This window comes from Mesorhizobium sp. B4-1-3, assembly GCF_006439355.1.
In the GTDB taxonomy this organism is placed as follows: Bacteria; Pseudomonadota; Alphaproteobacteria; order Rhizobiales; family Rhizobiaceae; genus Mesorhizobium.
This window is the reverse complement of sequence record NZ_VFTG01000002.1, coordinates 396493-412484: the sequence shown is the minus strand read 5'-3', so window position 1 is coordinate 412484 and position 15992 is coordinate 396493. Positions and strand designations below refer to the sequence as shown.

15 protein-coding genes and 1 pseudogene are annotated in these 15992 nt (G+C 64.8%); 3 read left to right on the top strand and 13 right to left on the bottom strand.

Annotated features, from left to right (window positions below; all coding sequences use genetic code 11):
• The 10 genes and pseudogenes from FJW06_RS04830 to FJW06_RS04790 all read right to left on the bottom strand — a co-directional run.
• A pseudogene (locus tag FJW06_RS04830) lies at window positions 1-362 on the bottom strand (serine protease); the annotation flags it as partial.
• 126 nt (window positions 363-488) lie between these two features.
• Window positions 489-953: a cytochrome c-type biogenesis protein gene (locus FJW06_RS04825; protein WP_140748743.1), complete on the bottom strand. Its 465-nt coding sequence runs from the start codon at window positions 951-953 to the stop codon at window positions 489-491.
• Window positions 950-2932, bottom strand: a complete 1983-nt coding sequence (locus FJW06_RS04820; RefSeq protein WP_140748740.1) for a heme lyase CcmF/NrfE family subunit — start codon at window positions 2930-2932, stop codon at window positions 950-952. The genes FJW06_RS04825 and FJW06_RS04820 overlap by 4 nt, the downstream gene beginning before the upstream one ends.
• The gene (gene ccmE, locus FJW06_RS04815) at window positions 2932-3375 is read right to left on the bottom strand and encodes a cytochrome c maturation protein CcmE (protein ID WP_140748737.1); all 444 of its coding nucleotides are present in this window, start codon (window positions 3373-3375) and stop codon (window positions 2932-2934) included. Before ccmE ends, FJW06_RS04820 begins: the two co-directional genes overlap by 1 nt.
• Window positions 3376-3379: 4 nt before the next feature.
• Window positions 3380-4516, bottom strand: a complete 1137-nt coding sequence (ccmI, locus tag FJW06_RS04810) for a c-type cytochrome biogenesis protein CcmI (RefSeq protein WP_140748734.1) — start codon at window positions 4514-4516, stop codon at window positions 3380-3382.
• Between the two features lie 130 nt (window positions 4517-4646).
• On the bottom strand, window positions 4647-5084 hold the full coding sequence (locus FJW06_RS04805; RefSeq protein WP_140748731.1) for a hypothetical protein: 438 nt from the start codon (window positions 5082-5084) through the stop codon (window positions 4647-4649).
• Window positions 5081-5221 carry a hypothetical protein gene (locus tag FJW06_RS30030; protein WP_181178139.1) on the bottom strand — a complete coding sequence of 47 codons (141 nt, stop codon included), beginning with the start codon at window positions 5219-5221 and terminating at the stop codon, window positions 5081-5083. Before FJW06_RS30030 ends, FJW06_RS04805 begins: the two co-directional genes overlap by 4 nt.
• Window positions 5221-6609, bottom strand: coding sequence for an ATP-binding protein (locus FJW06_RS04800; protein WP_140748728.1), 1389 nt, complete (start codon window positions 6607-6609; stop codon window positions 5221-5223). The genes FJW06_RS30030 and FJW06_RS04800 overlap by 1 nt, the downstream gene beginning before the upstream one ends.
• 22 nt (window positions 6610-6631) lie before the next feature.
• Entirely contained in the window at window positions 6632-7297 is a 666-nt protein-coding gene (locus FJW06_RS04795) for a response regulator transcription factor (protein ID WP_140748725.1), read from the bottom strand.
• A gap of 64 nt (window positions 7298-7361) precedes the next feature.
• Window positions 7362-7661, bottom strand: coding sequence for a hypothetical protein (locus FJW06_RS04790; RefSeq protein WP_140748722.1), 300 nt, complete (start codon window positions 7659-7661; stop codon window positions 7362-7364).
• A 215-nt stretch (window positions 7662-7876) separates the two neighbouring features.
• On the opposite strand from FJW06_RS04790, the gene FJW06_RS04785 reads away from it, so the two are divergent.
• Entirely contained in the window at window positions 7877-8263 is a 387-nt protein-coding gene (locus FJW06_RS04785; RefSeq protein ID WP_140748719.1) for an ester cyclase, read from the top strand.
• 14 nt (window positions 8264-8277) lie between these two features.
• On the opposite strand, the gene FJW06_RS04780 is transcribed toward FJW06_RS04785, so the two are convergent.
• The 3 genes from FJW06_RS04780 to FJW06_RS04770 form a co-directional block, all read right to left on the bottom strand.
• Window positions 8278-8685 (bottom strand): DUF3168 domain-containing protein, encoded by a 408-nt coding sequence (locus FJW06_RS04780; protein WP_140748716.1) that lies wholly within the window; start codon window positions 8683-8685, stop codon window positions 8278-8280.
• A 127-nt stretch (window positions 8686-8812) separates the two neighbouring features.
• Window positions 8813-10366 carry a trimethylamine methyltransferase family protein gene (locus tag FJW06_RS04775; protein ID WP_140748714.1) on the bottom strand — a complete coding sequence of 518 codons (1554 nt, stop codon included), beginning with the start codon at window positions 10364-10366 and terminating at the stop codon, window positions 8813-8815.
• Between the two features lie 119 nt (window positions 10367-10485).
• On the bottom strand, window positions 10486-12897 hold the full coding sequence (locus tag FJW06_RS04770; RefSeq protein WP_140748711.1) for an FAD-dependent oxidoreductase: 2412 nt from the start codon (window positions 12895-12897) through the stop codon (window positions 10486-10488).
• A 112-nt stretch (window positions 12898-13009) separates the two neighbouring features.
• Between FJW06_RS04770 and FJW06_RS04765 the strand changes: the two genes are divergently transcribed.
• Window positions 13010-13648, top strand: coding sequence for a TetR/AcrR family transcriptional regulator (locus FJW06_RS04765; RefSeq protein ID WP_140748708.1), 639 nt, complete (start codon window positions 13010-13012; stop codon window positions 13646-13648).
• 165 nt (window positions 13649-13813) lie between these two features.
• The gene (locus FJW06_RS04760; protein ID WP_140748705.1) at window positions 13814-15970 is read left to right on the top strand and encodes a penicillin-binding protein 1A; all 2157 of its coding nucleotides are present in this window, start codon (window positions 13814-13816) and stop codon (window positions 15968-15970) included.
• The last annotated feature ends 22 nt before the right edge of the window (window positions 15971-15992 follow it).

The window sequence follows — 15992 nt, the reverse complement described above, 5'->3', positions numbered from 1 at the left end:
TTGAAGCGACGCATGCCGAACTGGCCGCCCTGGTCGCCGAAGCCGCGGAATTCCTTGAAGAAGCGGCGCAGCTGCGGGTTGTCGGGCAGGTTTTCGAAGCCGTCCTGGTCGTCGGAGCCGTCATCGGCCGTCGGCTGGATCTTGGCCTTGACCTTGACGCTGACGACGGCCGGTGAGACGTGCTCGACCACATCGGCGAAACTCGGCATTTGCGGGGCTTCGACGCGCACGGCATCGGCCAGCACGGGGGCGGTGCCGGTTGCGAGCATGCCCGCGCCGACCGTGCCGACAACGGCCAGGGAGGCGGCGGCGGCCATCAGGCGCTTGCGGGTGCGGGAATATGAATTGGGGGCAATGTTCATGGGATTCGTTTCCTCTTTCGAAGGGATGCGCTCAGGCGAAGCATCCTCGGGCAAGAGGATTAGAGAGCCGCACATTACGGCGCCATTTCCGGTACATGAAAGTTTTGTAATGTTGGGATTGGCTCGCTAGTCGCGCAGCATTTTATCCAGCGCCGCCTGTTCCTCGGCGCTGAGAACGCTGTTCGATGCCGGGCGGCGCGAGCGGCTGCTCAGCACAATGAACAGGCCGCCGGCCAGTAGCAGAAGCACCGGCGTGCCCCACAAAAGCGCGTTGCGCAGGCTGAAACGCGGCTTCAAGAGCACGAACTCGCCGTAGCGCGAGACGATGTAATCCATCACCTGCTGGTCGCTGTCGCCAGCGACGAGGCGCTGGCGCACGAGGACGCGCAGGTCGCGAGCAAGATCGGCGTCGGATTCGTCGATCGACTGGTTCTGGCAGACCATGCAGCGAAGGCCTTCCGAGAGAGCGCGCGCTCTCGCCTCCAATGCCGGGTCCTGCAGCACCTCATCGGGCTTCACGGCCTGCGCCGTGCCGGCGAAGAACAGCGCCAGCAGCAGGGCCAGCGAGGCGAGCGAAAACCTTGCGCTCATGTCGGGCTCGCCAAGGCGGCGGCCGGCTTGCGCCGCTTTGCCGGCGCGCCGACGCGCAGGCGGCGGTCGAGCAGCGACATGGCGGCGCCCGCCATCATCACCAGCCCGCCGCCCCAGATCAGCGTCACCAGCGGCTTCCACCAGAGCCGCACGACGACGGAACCATCACTGTTCTCGTCGCCGAGCGACAGATAGAGCTGGCTCAAGCCCAGCGTCCTGATGCCGGACTCCGTCGTCACCATCTGGCGCACCGGGTAGAAACGTTTGGCCGATGTGATCGCGCCATCGGCATTGCCGTCCGAGATCAGCAGGAAGCGGCCACGATCCTCGGTGAAATTCGGACCCTTCTGTGGGGTGAGCCCCTCGAAGCGCAGCGTGTGGCCGGAGAGTTCAACTGTTTCGCCGGGACGCATGGTGAGGATTTTCTCGGTGCCGAAGCAGAGCGTGGCGACGATGCCGAGCAAGGTCAGCCCGAGACCGAGATGGGCAAGCGCCGTGCCGAAGACCGAGCGCGGCAGACCGGCGAGGCGGCGAAGCATCACGGGCGGCGCCACGGAGCCGAAACCGGATTTGACGGCAAGGTCGGTCAGCGCACCGGCGATCAGCCAGACGGCAAGGCCGACGCCGAGTGCTGCAAAGACCGAGGCGCCGTCGATGAACAGGCCGGTGACCAACATCGCGGTGATCGCGAGCGCGAAGGCCGCCATCAGCCGCTGCGAGGCGGCAATGACGTCGCCGCGCTTCCAGGCGAGCAGCGGGCCGAACGGGACGATGGCCAATAGCGGCAGCATCAGCGGGCCGAAGGTGAGATCGAAGAAGGGAGCGCCGACCGAGATCTTGCCGCCGGTCAGCGCCTCCAGCGCCAGTGGGTAGAGCGTGCCGACCAGCACCGTCGCCGTGGCGGTGGTGAGAAAGAGATTGTTCAGCACCAGCGCGCCTTCGCGCGAGATCGGGTGGAACAGGCCGCCCGCCGTCAGTTGCGAGGCGCGCAGCGCAAACAGCGCAAGCGAGCCGCCGATGAACAAAGTCAGAATGCACAGGATGAAGACGCCGCGCGCCGGGTCGGTGGCGAAGGCATGCACGGAGGTCAGCACGCCGGAACGCACCAGGAAAGTGCCGAGCAGCGACAGCGAGAAGGTCAGGATGGCCAAGAGCAGCGTCCAGATCTTCAGCGCCGAGCGCTTCTCCATGACGATCGCCGAATGGAGCAGCGCGGTGCCGGCGAGCCAGGGCATGAAGGAGGCGTTTTCGACCGGATCCCAGAACCAGAAGCCGCCCCAGCCGAGCTCGTAATAGGCCCAGTAGGAGCCCATAGCGATGCCGCCAGTGAGGAACATCCAGGCGACGAGCGTCCACGGCCGCACCCAGCGCGCCCAGGAGGCGTCGATACGACCCTCGATCAGCGCCGCGACCGAGAAGGAGAAGCAGATCGAGAAGCCGACATAGCCGAGATAAAGCATCGGCGGATGGATGGCGAGACCGAGGTCCTGCAGGATCGGGTTGAGGTCGCGGCCCTCGATCGGCGCCGGATTGAGGCGGATAAACGGATTGGAGGTCGCCAGGATGAACAGGAAGAAGGCGGCGCCGATCATGCCCTGCACGGCCAGCACATTGGCCTTCAGGCTTGCCGGCAGATTGTTGCCGAAGACGGCGACGAGCGCGCCGAAGAAGGTGAGGATCAGCACCCACAGCAGCATCGAGCCTTCGTGGTTTCCCCAGGTGCCGGTGATCTTGTAGATCATCGGCTGCAGGGAGTGGGAGTTCTCCCACACGCTCGCCACCGAAAAGTCCGAGCTGGCATAGGCGCTTGCGAGGGCGGCAAAGGACAACGCGGTCAACGCGAAGCCGGTGACCGTGACAGGACCGCCGACCGCCATCAGCCGCTGGTTGCCGGTGCGGGCGCCGACCAGCGGCACCAGCATCTGTACCAGCGACAGCGCGAAGGCGAGGACGAGCGCGAAATGTCCGGTCTCAACCATTATTGGCTCTTGCTTTCCACCCAGACGCCCTTGGCCTTCAGGCCGTCAGCGACTTCTTTCGGCATATAGCGCTCGTCATGCTTGGCCAACACGCTGTCGGCGACGAAAACCCCATCCGGGCCGAAAGCGCCCTCGGTTATGACGCCCTGCCCCTCGCGGAAGAGATCGGGCAGGATACCGGTGTAGGTCACCTTGACGGATTTTTGCGTGTCGGTAACCGAGAACGCCACGGTTGCGCCGTTGCCGCGCATGACAGTGCCGCTCGCCACGAGGCCGCCAAGGCGGATGCGCTGTCCGGGCTGGACGCTTGCCGTTGCCAGCTCTGCCGGCATGTAGAAATAGGACGCCTTCTGTCCCAGCGCATAGAAGGTGAGCCCGGCAGCGGCACCGAGGAAAGCCAGCCCCGCCAGGATCACCGACAACCGCTTCTGCTTGCGCGTCATTGCCTTACTCCGTCGCCGTCACGCCGAGCGAGGCGGCGAAGGCGGTGAATTTCTTGGCCTGCGCGCTATCGGCACCAAAAGCGGCGACAGCGCGGCCGAGCGCGGCGCGCGCCTGGTCGGCCTTGCCAAGCACGACATAGGAACGGATGAGCCGCATCCATCCTTCCTCGTCGCGGGGATTCTGCTTCAATTTGTCGTCCAATCCGGCCACCATGGTCTCGATCATCGCCTGCCGGTCCTGCGGCGACATCTGCTTCGCGGCTTCCACCTGCTGCGCGTCGGGGCCGGTGGCCGGCGCGGCATCGGCGACTGCGGGGCCGCCCGCCTCGGCAAGCGCCTGCTGGACGGCACTGCGCCAAGGCGAATCCGGCGCAAGCTGGCCGAGCATCTTCTGCCAGGCGGCAACGGCCTCGGCCTTCTTGCCTTCCTGGGCGAGGCCGACCGCCAGGTAGAAATTCGCCTTGGCATTAGCCGGATCGAGCTTCAGAGCCGCCTCGAAGGCGTTTTGGGCGTCCGCCGAAACGATGCCGCCTGCGGCGCTGGCGATCGCCTCGCCAAGACCCGACTGGCGCACGGCGCTATCGCCGTCGAGCCGGATGGCGTTGCGATAGGCGGTCACGGCGTCAGGAAAGCGCTGCAGCCGAAGATAGATCGGCGCCAGCACGTCCCAGCCCTTGCCGTCCGCCGGATTGGCGGCGAGATGGGCTTCGGCACGCGCGACCAGTTCGTCGACCGAGGAATCAGCCGGGTTCTTGGCGAGACGCTCGGCCAGCGGCTGCGACGGCAGATCGGGAGAGCCGAGCATGCTGTAAAGGCCCCAGCTCAGCAGCGGAACCGCAAGTACAGCCACGCTGGCGACCCATCTGGCGCTGCGCGCGGGCTTGGGCGTTGCGGCGCCCGGCTGCATAGCCGCGCCCAGACGCAGGATGCGGCGGCCGATCTCGGCGCGCGCCTCCTCGGCCTCCGCGGGCTGGATCAGGCCACGCGCCATGTCGCGGTCGAGCTCGGAAAGCTGGTCGCGATAGACTTCGAGATCGTGGTCGCCGGCCGGCGACCCGCCCTTCACGCCGCCAGTGAGCGGCAACAGCACCGCCAAGCTGGCGCCCAGCGTGAGGATTGCGGCTATGACCCAGAACAGCATGCCTATTCCAATAACGGCAGAGCCCTGCCCTGCCAACACGACCATCGTGCGACGCTTTGACGGCGGGAGCGCCGCCCGACCTTGATCGAAGTCAACCCGAGCGAATAATTAGGCAGGCCCGGCTTGTCTTCTAGGTCAGCGGCGTCCAGCTGCCGTCGGCGTTGCGGCAGGCGGTGCCACGCGCCGTGACGCCCGCGCCGCTGGTATAGACAGTGTGGGTGTACTGGCGGCAGTCCTGCGAGCCGACACGGTAGGGCTGGGCGGCGGTCACCTCGCCATAATGCGAGGAGTTGTCGCTCTTCCACGTCACTTTCTGGCCGCTGGTGTTGTATTCCAGCGCCTTGTACTCCGCCTCCAGCCCCTTGCGCTTTTCGGCATCGCTGAGGCCCGAGCCGATCGATCCGCCGATAAGCCCGCCATTCATGGCCGAAACGATGCTGGTCGATACCTTGCCCCCGGTCGGCGGCGTGGAGACAGGCGTGACAGGAGAGGTCGGACCAACCCTGCCCAGCGTCGTGCAGCCGGAAACGGCGAGCAGGGCGGAAACGAGCGCGACGCGAATCTTCATGCCGGCAACCGGTTCTCTTCAGCGGGACGGAACTGGATGGGCTGGGGGCGCGCCATCAGGAGGTTTTCATCGCCATACTGTTGATATTTGTCTGAAATTTGGCCGTTGGCAGCCGCACGCAAATCGATAGGAAACATCACTGAAGGCTCCGCAATCTCACCACCACCCTCAAGCCGCCCATGCCGGACCGTTCCAGCGCCAGCGAGCCTCCATACTCATTGACGAGGTCGGCGACAATGGCAAGGCCAAGCCCCGTTCCCGGCTTCGTCTCGTCCAGTCTCTTGCCACGCTTCAACACCTCTCGCGCCATGTCCTCGGGAATGCCCGGACCGTCATCCTCTATAACGATTTCAAACAGGTTGCCGCTTCCCGAAATAGTGGCGATCGTCACGGCAACAGCGCTCTTTGCCCATTTCATCGCATTGTCGAGCAGATTGCCGAGCAGTTCCTCGAGATCCTCGCGCTCGCCGGCAAAGACGATCTCGGCCGGCGGCAGCGACAGCGTCAGCGGCGTTTGCGGGTTGAGCTTGCGCAAAACGCGCACCATGCGCTCGACCAGAGGCGAAACCGGGGTGCGGAAGACGACGCTGTCGCGCTGCGCGGCGACGCGCGCGCGCTGCAGATAATGCTCGACCTGCTTCTGCATCGAGGCGGCCTGCTCGGCAATCAGCTGGCCCTTGGCGCCGCCGAGCGCGCGGCCCTCATTGATCAGCACGGCCAAAGGCGTCTTCAGCGAATGGGCAAGGTTGCCGACCTGCGTGCGCGAGCGCTCGACGATGCGACGGTTGTTCTCGATCAGCGCGTTGGTCTCGTTGGCCAGCGGCTCGATCTCGGCCGGGAAGCTGCCGTCGAGCCGCTGCGCGGTGCCTTCGCGCACCATGGCCAGCGCGTTGCGGACCCGGCGCAAGGGCTGGAGCCCTAATAAGATGGCGATGGCGTTGATGGCGATCATGCCGACGCCGAACAGCGACAGATAGGTGAGCAGGCGGCGCTGGAAGCTGGCGATCTCCTGCTCCAATTCGCTGTGGTTGCCCATGACGCGGAAACGCGCGGCGCGGTTCTTGGCATCCAGCACGAACTCGCTCTCGAACACTTCGAGCTGCTCGCCCTTGATGCCTTCCATCGAGTAGCTGCGCTGGAAGTTCGCGTTGAACGGCACCTCCGCGACGCTCGGAGACAGGAGCGAAGTCGTCATCGAGGAGGAATGGATTTCGCCATGCACGCCTTCGGAGGCGGGCTCCACCGACCAGTACCAGCCGGAATTCGGCTCGGAAAAGCGCAGGTCGCCGAGGTCGGGCGAGCCGGTCAGCGCGCCGTTGTCGGAAATGCCGACGGAGCCGATCAGGTTGAAAAGATGCGCCGACAGCAGGCTGTCGAAGCCGCGCTCGCTGGCCTGGCGGTAAAGCGTGGTGATAAGGGTGAAGATGACGACCAGCGTCAGGATCGCCCAAATGGTCGAAAAGGCGATGACGCGAAAGGTCAGCGAGCGCGGCCAGAGCCGCAGCCTTGAAAGCCACGTTCTCATCGTTGGCTTCAGCGGTTCCGCGTCACGCCTCCGGCTCTCGGATGCGATAGCCCATGCCACGCACGGTTTCGATCATGTCGATACCCATCTTCTTGCGAAGCCTGCCGACAAACACCTCGATGGTGTTGGAATCGCGGTCGAAATCCTGGTCGTAGAGATGCTCGACCAGTTCGGTGCGCGAGACCACCTCGCCCATATGATGCATCAGATAAGCGAGAAGCCGGAATTCGTGCGAGGTGAGCTTCAGCGGCACGCCGTTCACATCGGCCTTGGACGCCTTGGTGTCCAGACGCAGCGGCCCGCAGGTGAGCTCCGACGAAGCATGGCCAGCCGCGCGGCGGATCAGTGCTCGCACCCGGGCCAGCACCTCCTCGATATGGAAGGGCTTTGTCACATAGTCGTCGGCGCCGGCGTCGATACCGGCGACCTTGTCGCTCCAGCGGTCGCGCGCGGTGAGGATCAGTACCGGCATCTTGCGGCCGCCGCGACGCCAACGCTCGACAACGCTGATGCCATCCATCTGCGGCAGGCCGATATCGAGGACCACGGCATCGTAAGGCTCGGTGTCGCCGAGGAAATGCCCCTCCTCGCCGTCATAGGCGCGGTCGACCACATAGCCGGCATCGACCAGCGCATCGGCCAGCTGCCGGTTGAGATCCTTGTCATCCTCGACGACGAGCACGCGCATGGGTTGAAGCCTGTTGTTGGGTAGACGTATAGGCCGATTCCGCCAGCCAGGGAAACGAGAGGGGTCAGCCCATCGGGACGACGATTTCCGAGCGGCGGGGACGCTGTCCATTCTTACCGGGAACGAGCACGACGATGACGCAGACCTGCTGGCCGCCGCGCGTCGCCTGCGAGGCCTTGGCCAGCGTGCCGCCGTTCTGGGCGGCGACCTGCTGGCCGATGGCGTAGCAATCGCCGGCGGCAAGCACGACCGGCTGGTCGACCGACGGGTCGATGACCGGCATTGCCGTCGTCTGCGACGCAAAGAGCCCGGCTGCGACAAGCGCTAGCACTGCTTTGCGGAGGTGGAAGCCAAGATCTTTCATGATCACGGTTCTAACGCATATGGGCTGAACGTGAAATGAACGGTGAACAATCGAAAGTTCATGTCCGCCACCCCCGCGCGTGCCGATACCAAGGCTCCTCAAGCCGGCTTCGAATTGATAGCTGGAAAAACAGTCGATCCGCTACGCTTTTTGGCTGCCCTTGCCGCGCCCCGCGCTAGCTGGTGTAGAACGCCGGACGGCCATGGGAGAATACGATGACGCGCGAGGATATTGCCAATCTCTACCGGGGTTACATCGCTTGCCTAAACGACCAGGATTGGGACAATCTCGGCCGTTTTGTCGGCGAGGAGGTGCAGTATAATGGCGAGACGGTCGGGCTTTCTGGCTATCGCCGCATGCTGGAGAGCGATTTCGAGGCCATCCCCGACCTGCGCTTCGACATCGAGCTTCTGATCTCGCAGCCGCCGCGCGTGGCGGCGCGCCTGCATTTCGACTGCCATCCCAAGGGTGTGCTGTTCGGCCTGCCGATCCACGGCAAACGCGTTTCCTTTGCCGAGAACGTCTTCTACGAGTTCCACGACAGCCGCATAAGGGAGGTCTGGTCGGTCATCGACAAGGCCGCGATCCAGGCGCAGCTGTGAGGCCCGCCAGCGTCTCAGGCGGTCTCTTGTGTCAAGGCGCGGAAGCGCAGCAATCCGTGATGGGCCGCAAGATCCTCGTCGTAACGCGCCTCGGCGAATTCCAGCGACAGGCGCGTCTGGCCGCGCGGGCCAATGGACAGTGCGGCGCCATCGAGGCGCGCCTTGATGCTGTCCATGATGAGGCGCGTCTCGGCCTCGCCTTGAGCTTTCGACCAGATGTGCAAGGTGATCAGCTGGTCATTGTCGTTGTCGGCGCCTGTCTCGAGATCGAAGGCGCTGGTGCGCCCGTACGTGACATGCGGATAGGCGGCCTTGGCGTCGGCACGTTCGAGCAGGCCGGCCCCGCCGAGCAGCGCCGACAGCGACGCATCGGTCTTGAGCCTCAGGAACAAGGCCTGCATCAAATCGCTAGGCGCCGTCATCTACCGTCCATCGCCAACACATGTCTCCGCGTCGCGGCCAACGTAGCCGCGCTCGCGATCCGATGCCAGATCGTTTTGACTATATCCTGAAGGGCGAAGGTCTCGAATTTATTACGTTTTCGTCAAATCAGGAGACCGGAGCCGCGCCACCTTCCTCGGTGCGCTTCGCTATGAACTCGTCGAGCACGCCGGCGGCAGCGGCGGCGGAGGCCGGCGGCTGGAAGTCGGCGAGAATGCGCTTCCAGATGCCGGTCGCGCGCTCCGTCGCCGTCTTCGAACCGGATTGCGTCCAGTTGCCGAAATTCGACCAGTCGGCGACCAGGGGCTCATAGAAGGCGGTGCGGTAGCGCGACATGGTGTGAGCGGCGGAGAAGAAGTGGCCGCCGGGCTGCACTTCGGCGATGGCCTCGAAACCGATGGCATCGGCGTCGCCCGGCGTCGTGGCGCAGAGCTCGGCAATCGTCTGCAGCGCCTCCACGTCGGTGATCAGCTTTTCCAGGGAAACGCTCAAGCCGCCTTCCAGCCAGCCGGCGGCGTGGATGCACATGGTGGCGCCGGCGAGCACGGAGCCCCACAGCGCGAACTGCGTCTCGTGCGCCGCCTGCGCGTCGGAAACATTGGCGGCGCTGCCGCCGCCGGAGCGCCAAGGCAGGCCGGTGTGGCGGGCGAGCTGCCCCGCCCCAAGCGTCGCCTTGATGTGTTCCGGCGTGCCGAAGGCCGGCGCGCCGGACTTCATGTCGACATTGGAGGAGAAGGAGCCATAGACCACCGGCGCGCCGGGCCGCACGATCTGGGCCAGCGTCAGCCCGGCCAGCGCCTCGGCATGCTGCAAGGTCAGCGCGCCGGCAACCGTGATCGGCGCCATCGCGCCGGCCAGGCAGAAGGGCGTGATGACCAGGACCTGGCCGGCCTTGGCGAAGTCGATGATGCCTTGCGCCATCGGGATATCCAGTTGACGCGGCGAGTTGGTGTTGATGACGGTGTAGCAATGGGCGCCGGCGCGGAACTCGTCCTGCGAAAGGCCGCGCGCCAGACGGATCATCTCGAAACCGTCCTCGACCTGCGGCGTGCCGCGCGCGAAGACGAAGGGGAATTTGTCAGAGAGCGTCAGTTGCGCCCTGTTGACGGCATAGTGGCGGAAGCGATTGTCGATGTCCTGCGGCTCGACGCAGGGGCCAAGCATGTGCAGCACGTCGAAATGCTCGATCAGCTTGGTGAATTCCTCGAAGGCGGCGAGCGTTCCCGGCCGGCGGCCGCGCTCGAGATCGGTAACGTTGGGCGCGCCGGAGCCGGCCAGGAAGGCCATCGAGCCGAGCTCGAGCGCCAAATCGCGGGAGCGGTCGCCGCCAAGCGCCGGAATGGAGCGCGGCGCCGAGGCAAGTGCAGCCTCGACCATGTCGCGGCCGATCCTGACCATCTGGCTGTCTTCGTCGACCAAAGCGCCGGCCTTGGCGTAGATGGCGCGGGCCTCGGGCAGCAGCACCTTGATGCCGAGCTCCTCCAGCACACGCAGCGCGGTAGCGTGTATGGCCGCGACCTGATCGTCGGAAAAGATCGGCTGCGGCAGGAAGGGGTTCTTCAGCGATCGGTAGTTCGGGTGACGACTGGACTCGCTGCCTGCCTCGCCGGTGCGTCCCCGCCGGCGCTCGCGCCGGAGATCACGTGCGGCCTCGTCAATCATGGCGGTTCCTCCTTGGAACAGGATGACTTTTCTTCGAAATGTCATCCTGTTCCATCTTATCCTCTTATTTGAGCATGATCTTTTCCGAAAACCGGTTCCCACTTTTTCGGGATCATGCTCTATTGCCGCATCGCCTTGCCTTCAGCGTCGTAGGGCGAGGCGGCTATGACGCGCGCCGGCCGCTCGACCCCGACAATGTGTACTGAAAGTTCGGTGCCCTCCCCGGCGAAATCGTCATCGAGCAACGCCAGGGCGACGCTCTTGCCGAGGGTATAGCCATAGCCGCCGGAAGTGACGAAGCCGACGCGCCGGCCGTTCAACCAGACCGGCTCGAAGCCGCTGGCATCCGCGTCGACAGCGTCGACCTCCAGCGTCACGATTCGCCGCGCGATGCCGTCCTCGCGCTCCTTCAGCGCCGCGTCGCGGCCGATGAAATCGCCCTTGTCGAAAGCGATGAAGCGGTCGAGCCCGGTCTGGCCGGGCGTGTAGCCTTGCGTGAATTCGCGCGACCAGATGCCGAAACTCTTTTCCAGCCTGAGCGAATTCAGCGCGTAGTAGCCGATCTCGGCTAGGCCGAGGTCTTCGCCGGCGGCAAGCAGCGTCTCGCGCAGGGTCGAATGCAGGGTGGCCGGGCAGTTGATCTCGAAGCCGAGCTCGCCGGCGATCGACAGCCTTGCCACCCGGGCGCGCACTAGGCCGACATCGAACACGCCGCAAGCCATGAAGGGTATCGCCTCGGCGGAGAGGTCCTGATGCGTGGTGCGTTCGAGGATCTTTCGTGCATTCGGTCCGGTGACGAGGAAACCGGATGTGGCATCGGAAATATCGGCAACCTTGACGCCATCCGCCAGATGCGCCTCGAACCAACGCATGTGGAATTCGCGCAAATAGTAGGAGCCCATGATCCAGTATTCGCCGCCGCCCCAGTTGAGCACGGTGAGATCGCCCTTCAGCCGGCCGTCGGAGCCAAGCATCGGGGCCAGCTTGGCGCGGCCGGGCTTCGGTAGCCGGCAAGCGAGCAGCCGGTCGAGCCATGCCTCTGCTCCGAGGCCTGACACGGCATAGCGCGAGAAAGCCGTGGTATCGACGAGACCGGCGGCGCGGCGCACCTGCAGCACCTCGTCGCCGACGATGTCGAAGGCGTTGGAGCGCTTCAGCGTGGTCTCCTCGCGGAAGCCCATCGGCGCGAAATAGGCCGGGATCTCCAGTCCCCAGGACGCCGTCCATTCGGCTCCGGCGGCGCTCATGCCGTCATAGGCGCCGGGACGCTTCAGCGGCCGGCCCGCCGGCAGGCGCTCATTGGGGAAGGTGATGACGAAGCGGCGGGCATAGAACTGGCCCGTCGTCTGCCTGAGATACTCGCGGTTGGCGGCGAAGGCGCCGTAGCGGGCGATGTCCATGCCGAAGATGTCGGCTTCCGGCTCGCCATAAATCATCCATTCGGCCAGTGACTTGCCGACGCCGCCGCCCTGGCTGAAGCCGGCCATGACGCCGCAGGCGACCCAGTAGTTCCTCAGCCCCCTGACCGGACCGACCAGCGGATTGCCGTCCGGCGTGAAGGTGAAGGCGCCGTTGACCCATTTGCGGATGCCGGCCGTGGCCAGGCAGGGAAAGCGCTCATAGGCCCTGGCAAGCTCGGGGCTGATGCGGTCGATGTCCTCGGGGATCAGCTCGATGCCGTAATCCCAAGGCGCGCCGTCCATGTTCCAGTGTTTCGGGTTCTGCTCATAGACGCCGAGCAACACGCCCTTTCGCTCCTGCCTCAAATAGGAGAAGCCGTCGAGATCGACGGCAAGGCCGAGTTCCTTGTCCAATGCCGCCACCTCGGGAATGTCCTCGGTAACGAAATAATGATGCTCCATCGGCGTCACCGGCAGGTCAACGCCGGCCATCAACCCGACCTGCTTGGCCCACAGGCCGCCGGCGTTGACGACGTGCTCGGCGACGATCGTGCCCTTCTCGGTGACGACGTCCCAGCCACCGTCGGCGCGTTGCCTCAGTTCGACGACGCGGTTGCGCAGGATGACGTCCGCGCCGCGCTTCTTCGCGGCGCCGGCATAGGCGTGCGTGGTGCCATAGGGATCGAGATGGCCCTCATTGGAATCATAGAGCCCGCCGAGCACGCCATTCACGTCGACGATCGGGCAGATCTCCTTGATTTCCTCGGGCGTCACCAGCCGCGCCGTCTCGATGCCGACCGACTGGAACACCGCCCAGGCCGATTTCAGCCATTCCCAGCGCTGCGGGTCGCTCGCCATGTTGACGCCGCCGGTCATGTGCAGCCCGGCATTCTGGCCCGACTCGGCCTCGATCTCGCGATAGAGCTTGATCGTATAGTCCTGCAGCGCCGCGACATTGGGATCAGCGTTGAGCGCGTGGAAGCCCGCCGCCGCGTGCCAGGTCGAGCCCGCCGTCAACTCGGCGCGCTCGATCAGCGCCACACCGCTCCAGCCAAAACGCGTGAGGTGATAAAGCACCGAGGCGCCTACCACGCCTCCCCCGATGACCACTGCCCGGTAATGCGACTTCACGAGCCCTCTCCCTCTCGTTGGAGGTTCTTACGATATATATTCTGGACATATGTGTCTAGACACTTCTGTCCAGTGCTTGCGCGCCGGCCCGCGCCGTGCCACTTGTTCGGTCATGACCATGACCGCTCCCCGGGACGAACCGGCGCCCGGCAATATCAAGGTGACCCGCGCGGACTGGATAAACCTCGCGCTGCAGACGCTGGTTTCAGACGGCATCGAGAGCGTGCGCGTGCTGACGCTGGGACAGAAGCTCGGCGTCTCGCGCTCGAGCTTCTACTGGTATTTCGAAAGCCGGCGGGACCTGCTCGACCAGTTGCTCAGGCATTGGCACGAGACCAACACCACGGCGATCGTCGAGCGTGCCCGCCGCCCGGCAGAGACCATCATCATGGGTGTGATGAACGTCTTCGAATGCTGGGCCGACGAGCGCCTGTTCGATCCCAGGCTCGATTTCGCCGTCCGCGAATGGGCAAGGCGCTCCGACGACGTGCGGCGCATGATCGACAAGGCCGACGAAGAGCGCCTGCTTGCCATACGCGACATGTACCGCCGGCATGGCTATGAGAGCGAGGACGCCTTCATCCGCGCCCGCGTCCTCTATTACATGCAGATCGGCTATTACGTGCTCGACCTGAAGGAACCGGTAGAGGCGCGCGTCAGCCATCTCGCCGCCTATTTGCGCTCCTTCACCGGCCAGGAGCCGACAGAGGCGGATGTGGCGCATTTCATGCGCTTCATCGCGTCGCGGTGATATCGATCGGCCACCAATGCATCCTTCCAATCAACAAAGCTTGTGCTGTGGCTTCGCTGCCCTTGTGGGCGGTGATAAAATGGTTGAATAGTTTGACAGGGGCGCCACCCTGAAACTGCCCGCATGCTGTTTTCGGGCGAAAGCGCATTGGGTCGGAAGTCTGGAATGGCAAGTCCTTCGAAACCGCGCAAGAGAAGAGGCCGGATCGCCTCGGCGGCTCTCGCCGTCGACGCGTGGCTCGATTCCTCGCTCTATGAGATCAGCTTCAAAGCGCGCGAATTCTGGGAAGCGGCGACCATCTTTTCCCGCCGCTTCCGCGTGCATGGCTGGCGCCGCGCCATCATCGAGGTGCTGAGCGAAGGTTTCACCATGGGCGCGGGCGGCTTCGTGGTGCTGCTCGCGCTCGCCATGCCGGCCTTCGACATCACCGCCGGCGACTGGCGCAACCAGGGCGACTTCGCCGTCACCTTCCTGGACCGCTACGGCAACGAGATCGGTCAGCGCGGCATCATCCAGCGCGATTCCGTGCCGGTCGACGAGATGCCGGACATCGTCATCAAGGCGGTGCTGGCGACCGAGGACCGGCGTTTCTTCGACCATTACGGCATCGACATCCTGGGCCTGTCGCGCGCGCTCTTCGAGAATATGCGCGCGAATTCCGTGGTCCAGGGCGGCTCCAGCATCACGCAGCAGCTCGCCAAGAACCTGTTCCTGTCCAACGAGCGCACCTTGGAGCGCAAGATCAAGGAAGCTTTCCTGTCGCTGTGGCTGGAGGCGAACCTTTCCAAGAAGGAGATCCTGCAGCTTTATCTCGACCGCGCCTATATGGGCGGCGGCACGTTCGGCATCGAGGCGGCGGCGGATTTTTATTTCGGCAAGAGCGTCAAGGATCTGAGCCTCGCCGAGGCGGCGATGCTGGCCGGCCTGTTCAAGGCACCGACCAAATACGCCCCGCACATCAACCTGCCGGCGGCACGCGCCCGCGCCAATGTGGTGCTGTCCAACCTGGTCGACGCCGGCTTTATGACCGAGGGCCAGGTGCTGCAGGCGCGGCTGCATCCGGCCGACGTCGTCGATCGCGGCGAGCAGAAGAGCCCGGATTATTTCCTCGACTGGGCCTTCGACGAGGTGAAGAAAATCGCCAAGCCCGGCCAGCATTCGCTGGTCGCCCACACCACTTTCGACGCCAACATCCAGAAGGCCGCGGAAGAGTCAGTCGAGTTCCATCTGAGGCAATTCGGCAAGGAATACAACGTCACCGAAGGCGCGGTGGTGGTGATCGAGACCAACGGCGCGGTGCGCGCCATCGTCGGCGGCCGCGACTACGGCGCCAGCCAATTCAACCGCGCCACCAAGGCGCTGCGCCAGACCGGCTCCTCTTTCAAGCCCTATGTCTATGCCACCGCAATGGAGCATGGTTTCACGCCGGATTCGGTCGTTTCGGGCGGCGCGATCAGCTGGGGCGGCTGGTCGCCACACAATTACAATGGCGGCTCGGCCGGCAATGTCACGCTGCTCACGGCGATCGCCAAGTCGATCAACACCGTGCCGGTGCGGCTTGCCAAGGATTACCTAGGCATCGGTCCGATCAAGGCGATGGCGGAATCGATGGGTGTCGAATCGCCGCTGGAATCGCACAAGACCATGGTGCTCGGCACGTCCGGCATGACGGTGATGGACCAGGCGACCGGCTACAGCGTCTTTGCCCAGAACGGTTTCGTCGGTTCCCGCCACGGCATCACCCAGCTCGTCACCCGCACCGGCGAGGTGGTCTATGACTGGGCCAAGGATGCGCCGCCGCCGCACCGCGTGCTGTCGGAGAAAGCGCTGAAATACATGAACACGATGCTGGCGGCGGTGCCGGCGATCGGCACGGCGCGGCGCGCCCAGCTTCCCAACATCGTCGTCGCCGGCAAGACCGGCACGACTCAATCCTATCGCGACGCCTGGTTCGTCGGTTTCACCGGCAACTACACGGCCGCCGTCTGGCTCGGCAATGACGACTTCACGCCGACCAACAAGATGACCGGCGGCACGCTGCCGGCGATGGTCTGGCAGCGGCTGATGGTCTATGCGCACCAGAATATCGACCTGAAGCCGATCCCGGGTCTCGATCATCCGTGGGTCGACCCGGAGGTCGCGGCCAAGGCTGAGGAAGCAGCTAAGAAGGAAGCCGACGCGGCGGCGGCGCAGGCCGAGGCAGAACGCCCGCCGGTGCTGTCCAGCCGCACCAGCCAGACGCTGCGGGACATGACCAAGGCTTTCCAGGCCGCGCCCGTGCTCGGCGCGCCCGCTTTGCCGGAGACGCTTTCGGCGCTTTAGGGCGGCGCTTGCGTGAAGCCGG

Excerpts from the sequence above, each read along its gene's own strand:
- FJW06_RS04790 (WP_140748722.1), bottom strand. The coding sequence starts at position 7,661 with ATGAAAGATCTTGGCTTCCACCTCCGCAAAGCAGTGCTAGCGCTTGTC.
- FJW06_RS04800 (WP_140748728.1), bottom strand. The coding sequence starts at position 6,609 with ATGAGAACGTGGCTTTCAAGGCTGCGGCTCTGGCCGCGCTCGCTGACC.
- ccmI (WP_140748734.1), bottom strand. The coding sequence starts at position 4,516 with ATGCTGTTCTGGGTCATAGCCGCAATCCTCACGCTGGGCGCCAGCTTG.
- FJW06_RS04805 (WP_140748731.1), bottom strand. The coding sequence starts at position 5,084 with ATGAAGATTCGCGTCGCGCTCGTTTCCGCCCTGCTCGCCGTTTCCGGC.
- ccmE (WP_140748737.1), bottom strand. The coding sequence starts at position 3,375 with ATGACGCGCAAGCAGAAGCGGTTGTCGGTGATCCTGGCGGGGCTGGCT.
- FJW06_RS04825 (WP_140748743.1), bottom strand. The coding sequence starts at position 953 with ATGAGCGCAAGGTTTTCGCTCGCCTCGCTGGCCCTGCTGCTGGCGCTG.
- FJW06_RS30030 (WP_181178139.1), bottom strand. The coding sequence starts at position 5,221 with ATGTTTCCTATCGATTTGCGTGCGGCTGCCAACGGCCAAATTTCAGAC.
- FJW06_RS04760 (WP_140748705.1), top strand. The coding sequence starts at position 13,814 with ATGGCAAGTCCTTCGAAACCGCGCAAGAGAAGAGGCCGGATCGCCTCG.
- FJW06_RS04765 (WP_140748708.1), top strand. The coding sequence starts at position 13,010 with ATGACCATGACCGCTCCCCGGGACGAACCGGCGCCCGGCAATATCAAG.
- FJW06_RS04775 (WP_140748714.1), bottom strand. The coding sequence starts at position 10,366 with ATGATTGACGAGGCCGCACGTGATCTCCGGCGCGAGCGCCGGCGGGGA.
- FJW06_RS04780 (WP_140748716.1), bottom strand. The coding sequence starts at position 8,685 with ATGACGGCGCCTAGCGATTTGATGCAGGCCTTGTTCCTGAGGCTCAAG.
- FJW06_RS04795 (WP_140748725.1), bottom strand. The coding sequence starts at position 7,297 with ATGCGCGTGCTCGTCGTCGAGGATGACAAGGATCTCAACCGGCAGCTG.
- FJW06_RS04820 (WP_140748740.1), bottom strand. The coding sequence starts at position 2,932 with ATGGTTGAGACCGGACATTTCGCGCTCGTCCTCGCCTTCGCGCTGTCG.
- FJW06_RS04785 (WP_140748719.1), top strand. The coding sequence starts at position 7,877 with ATGACGCGCGAGGATATTGCCAATCTCTACCGGGGTTACATCGCTTGC.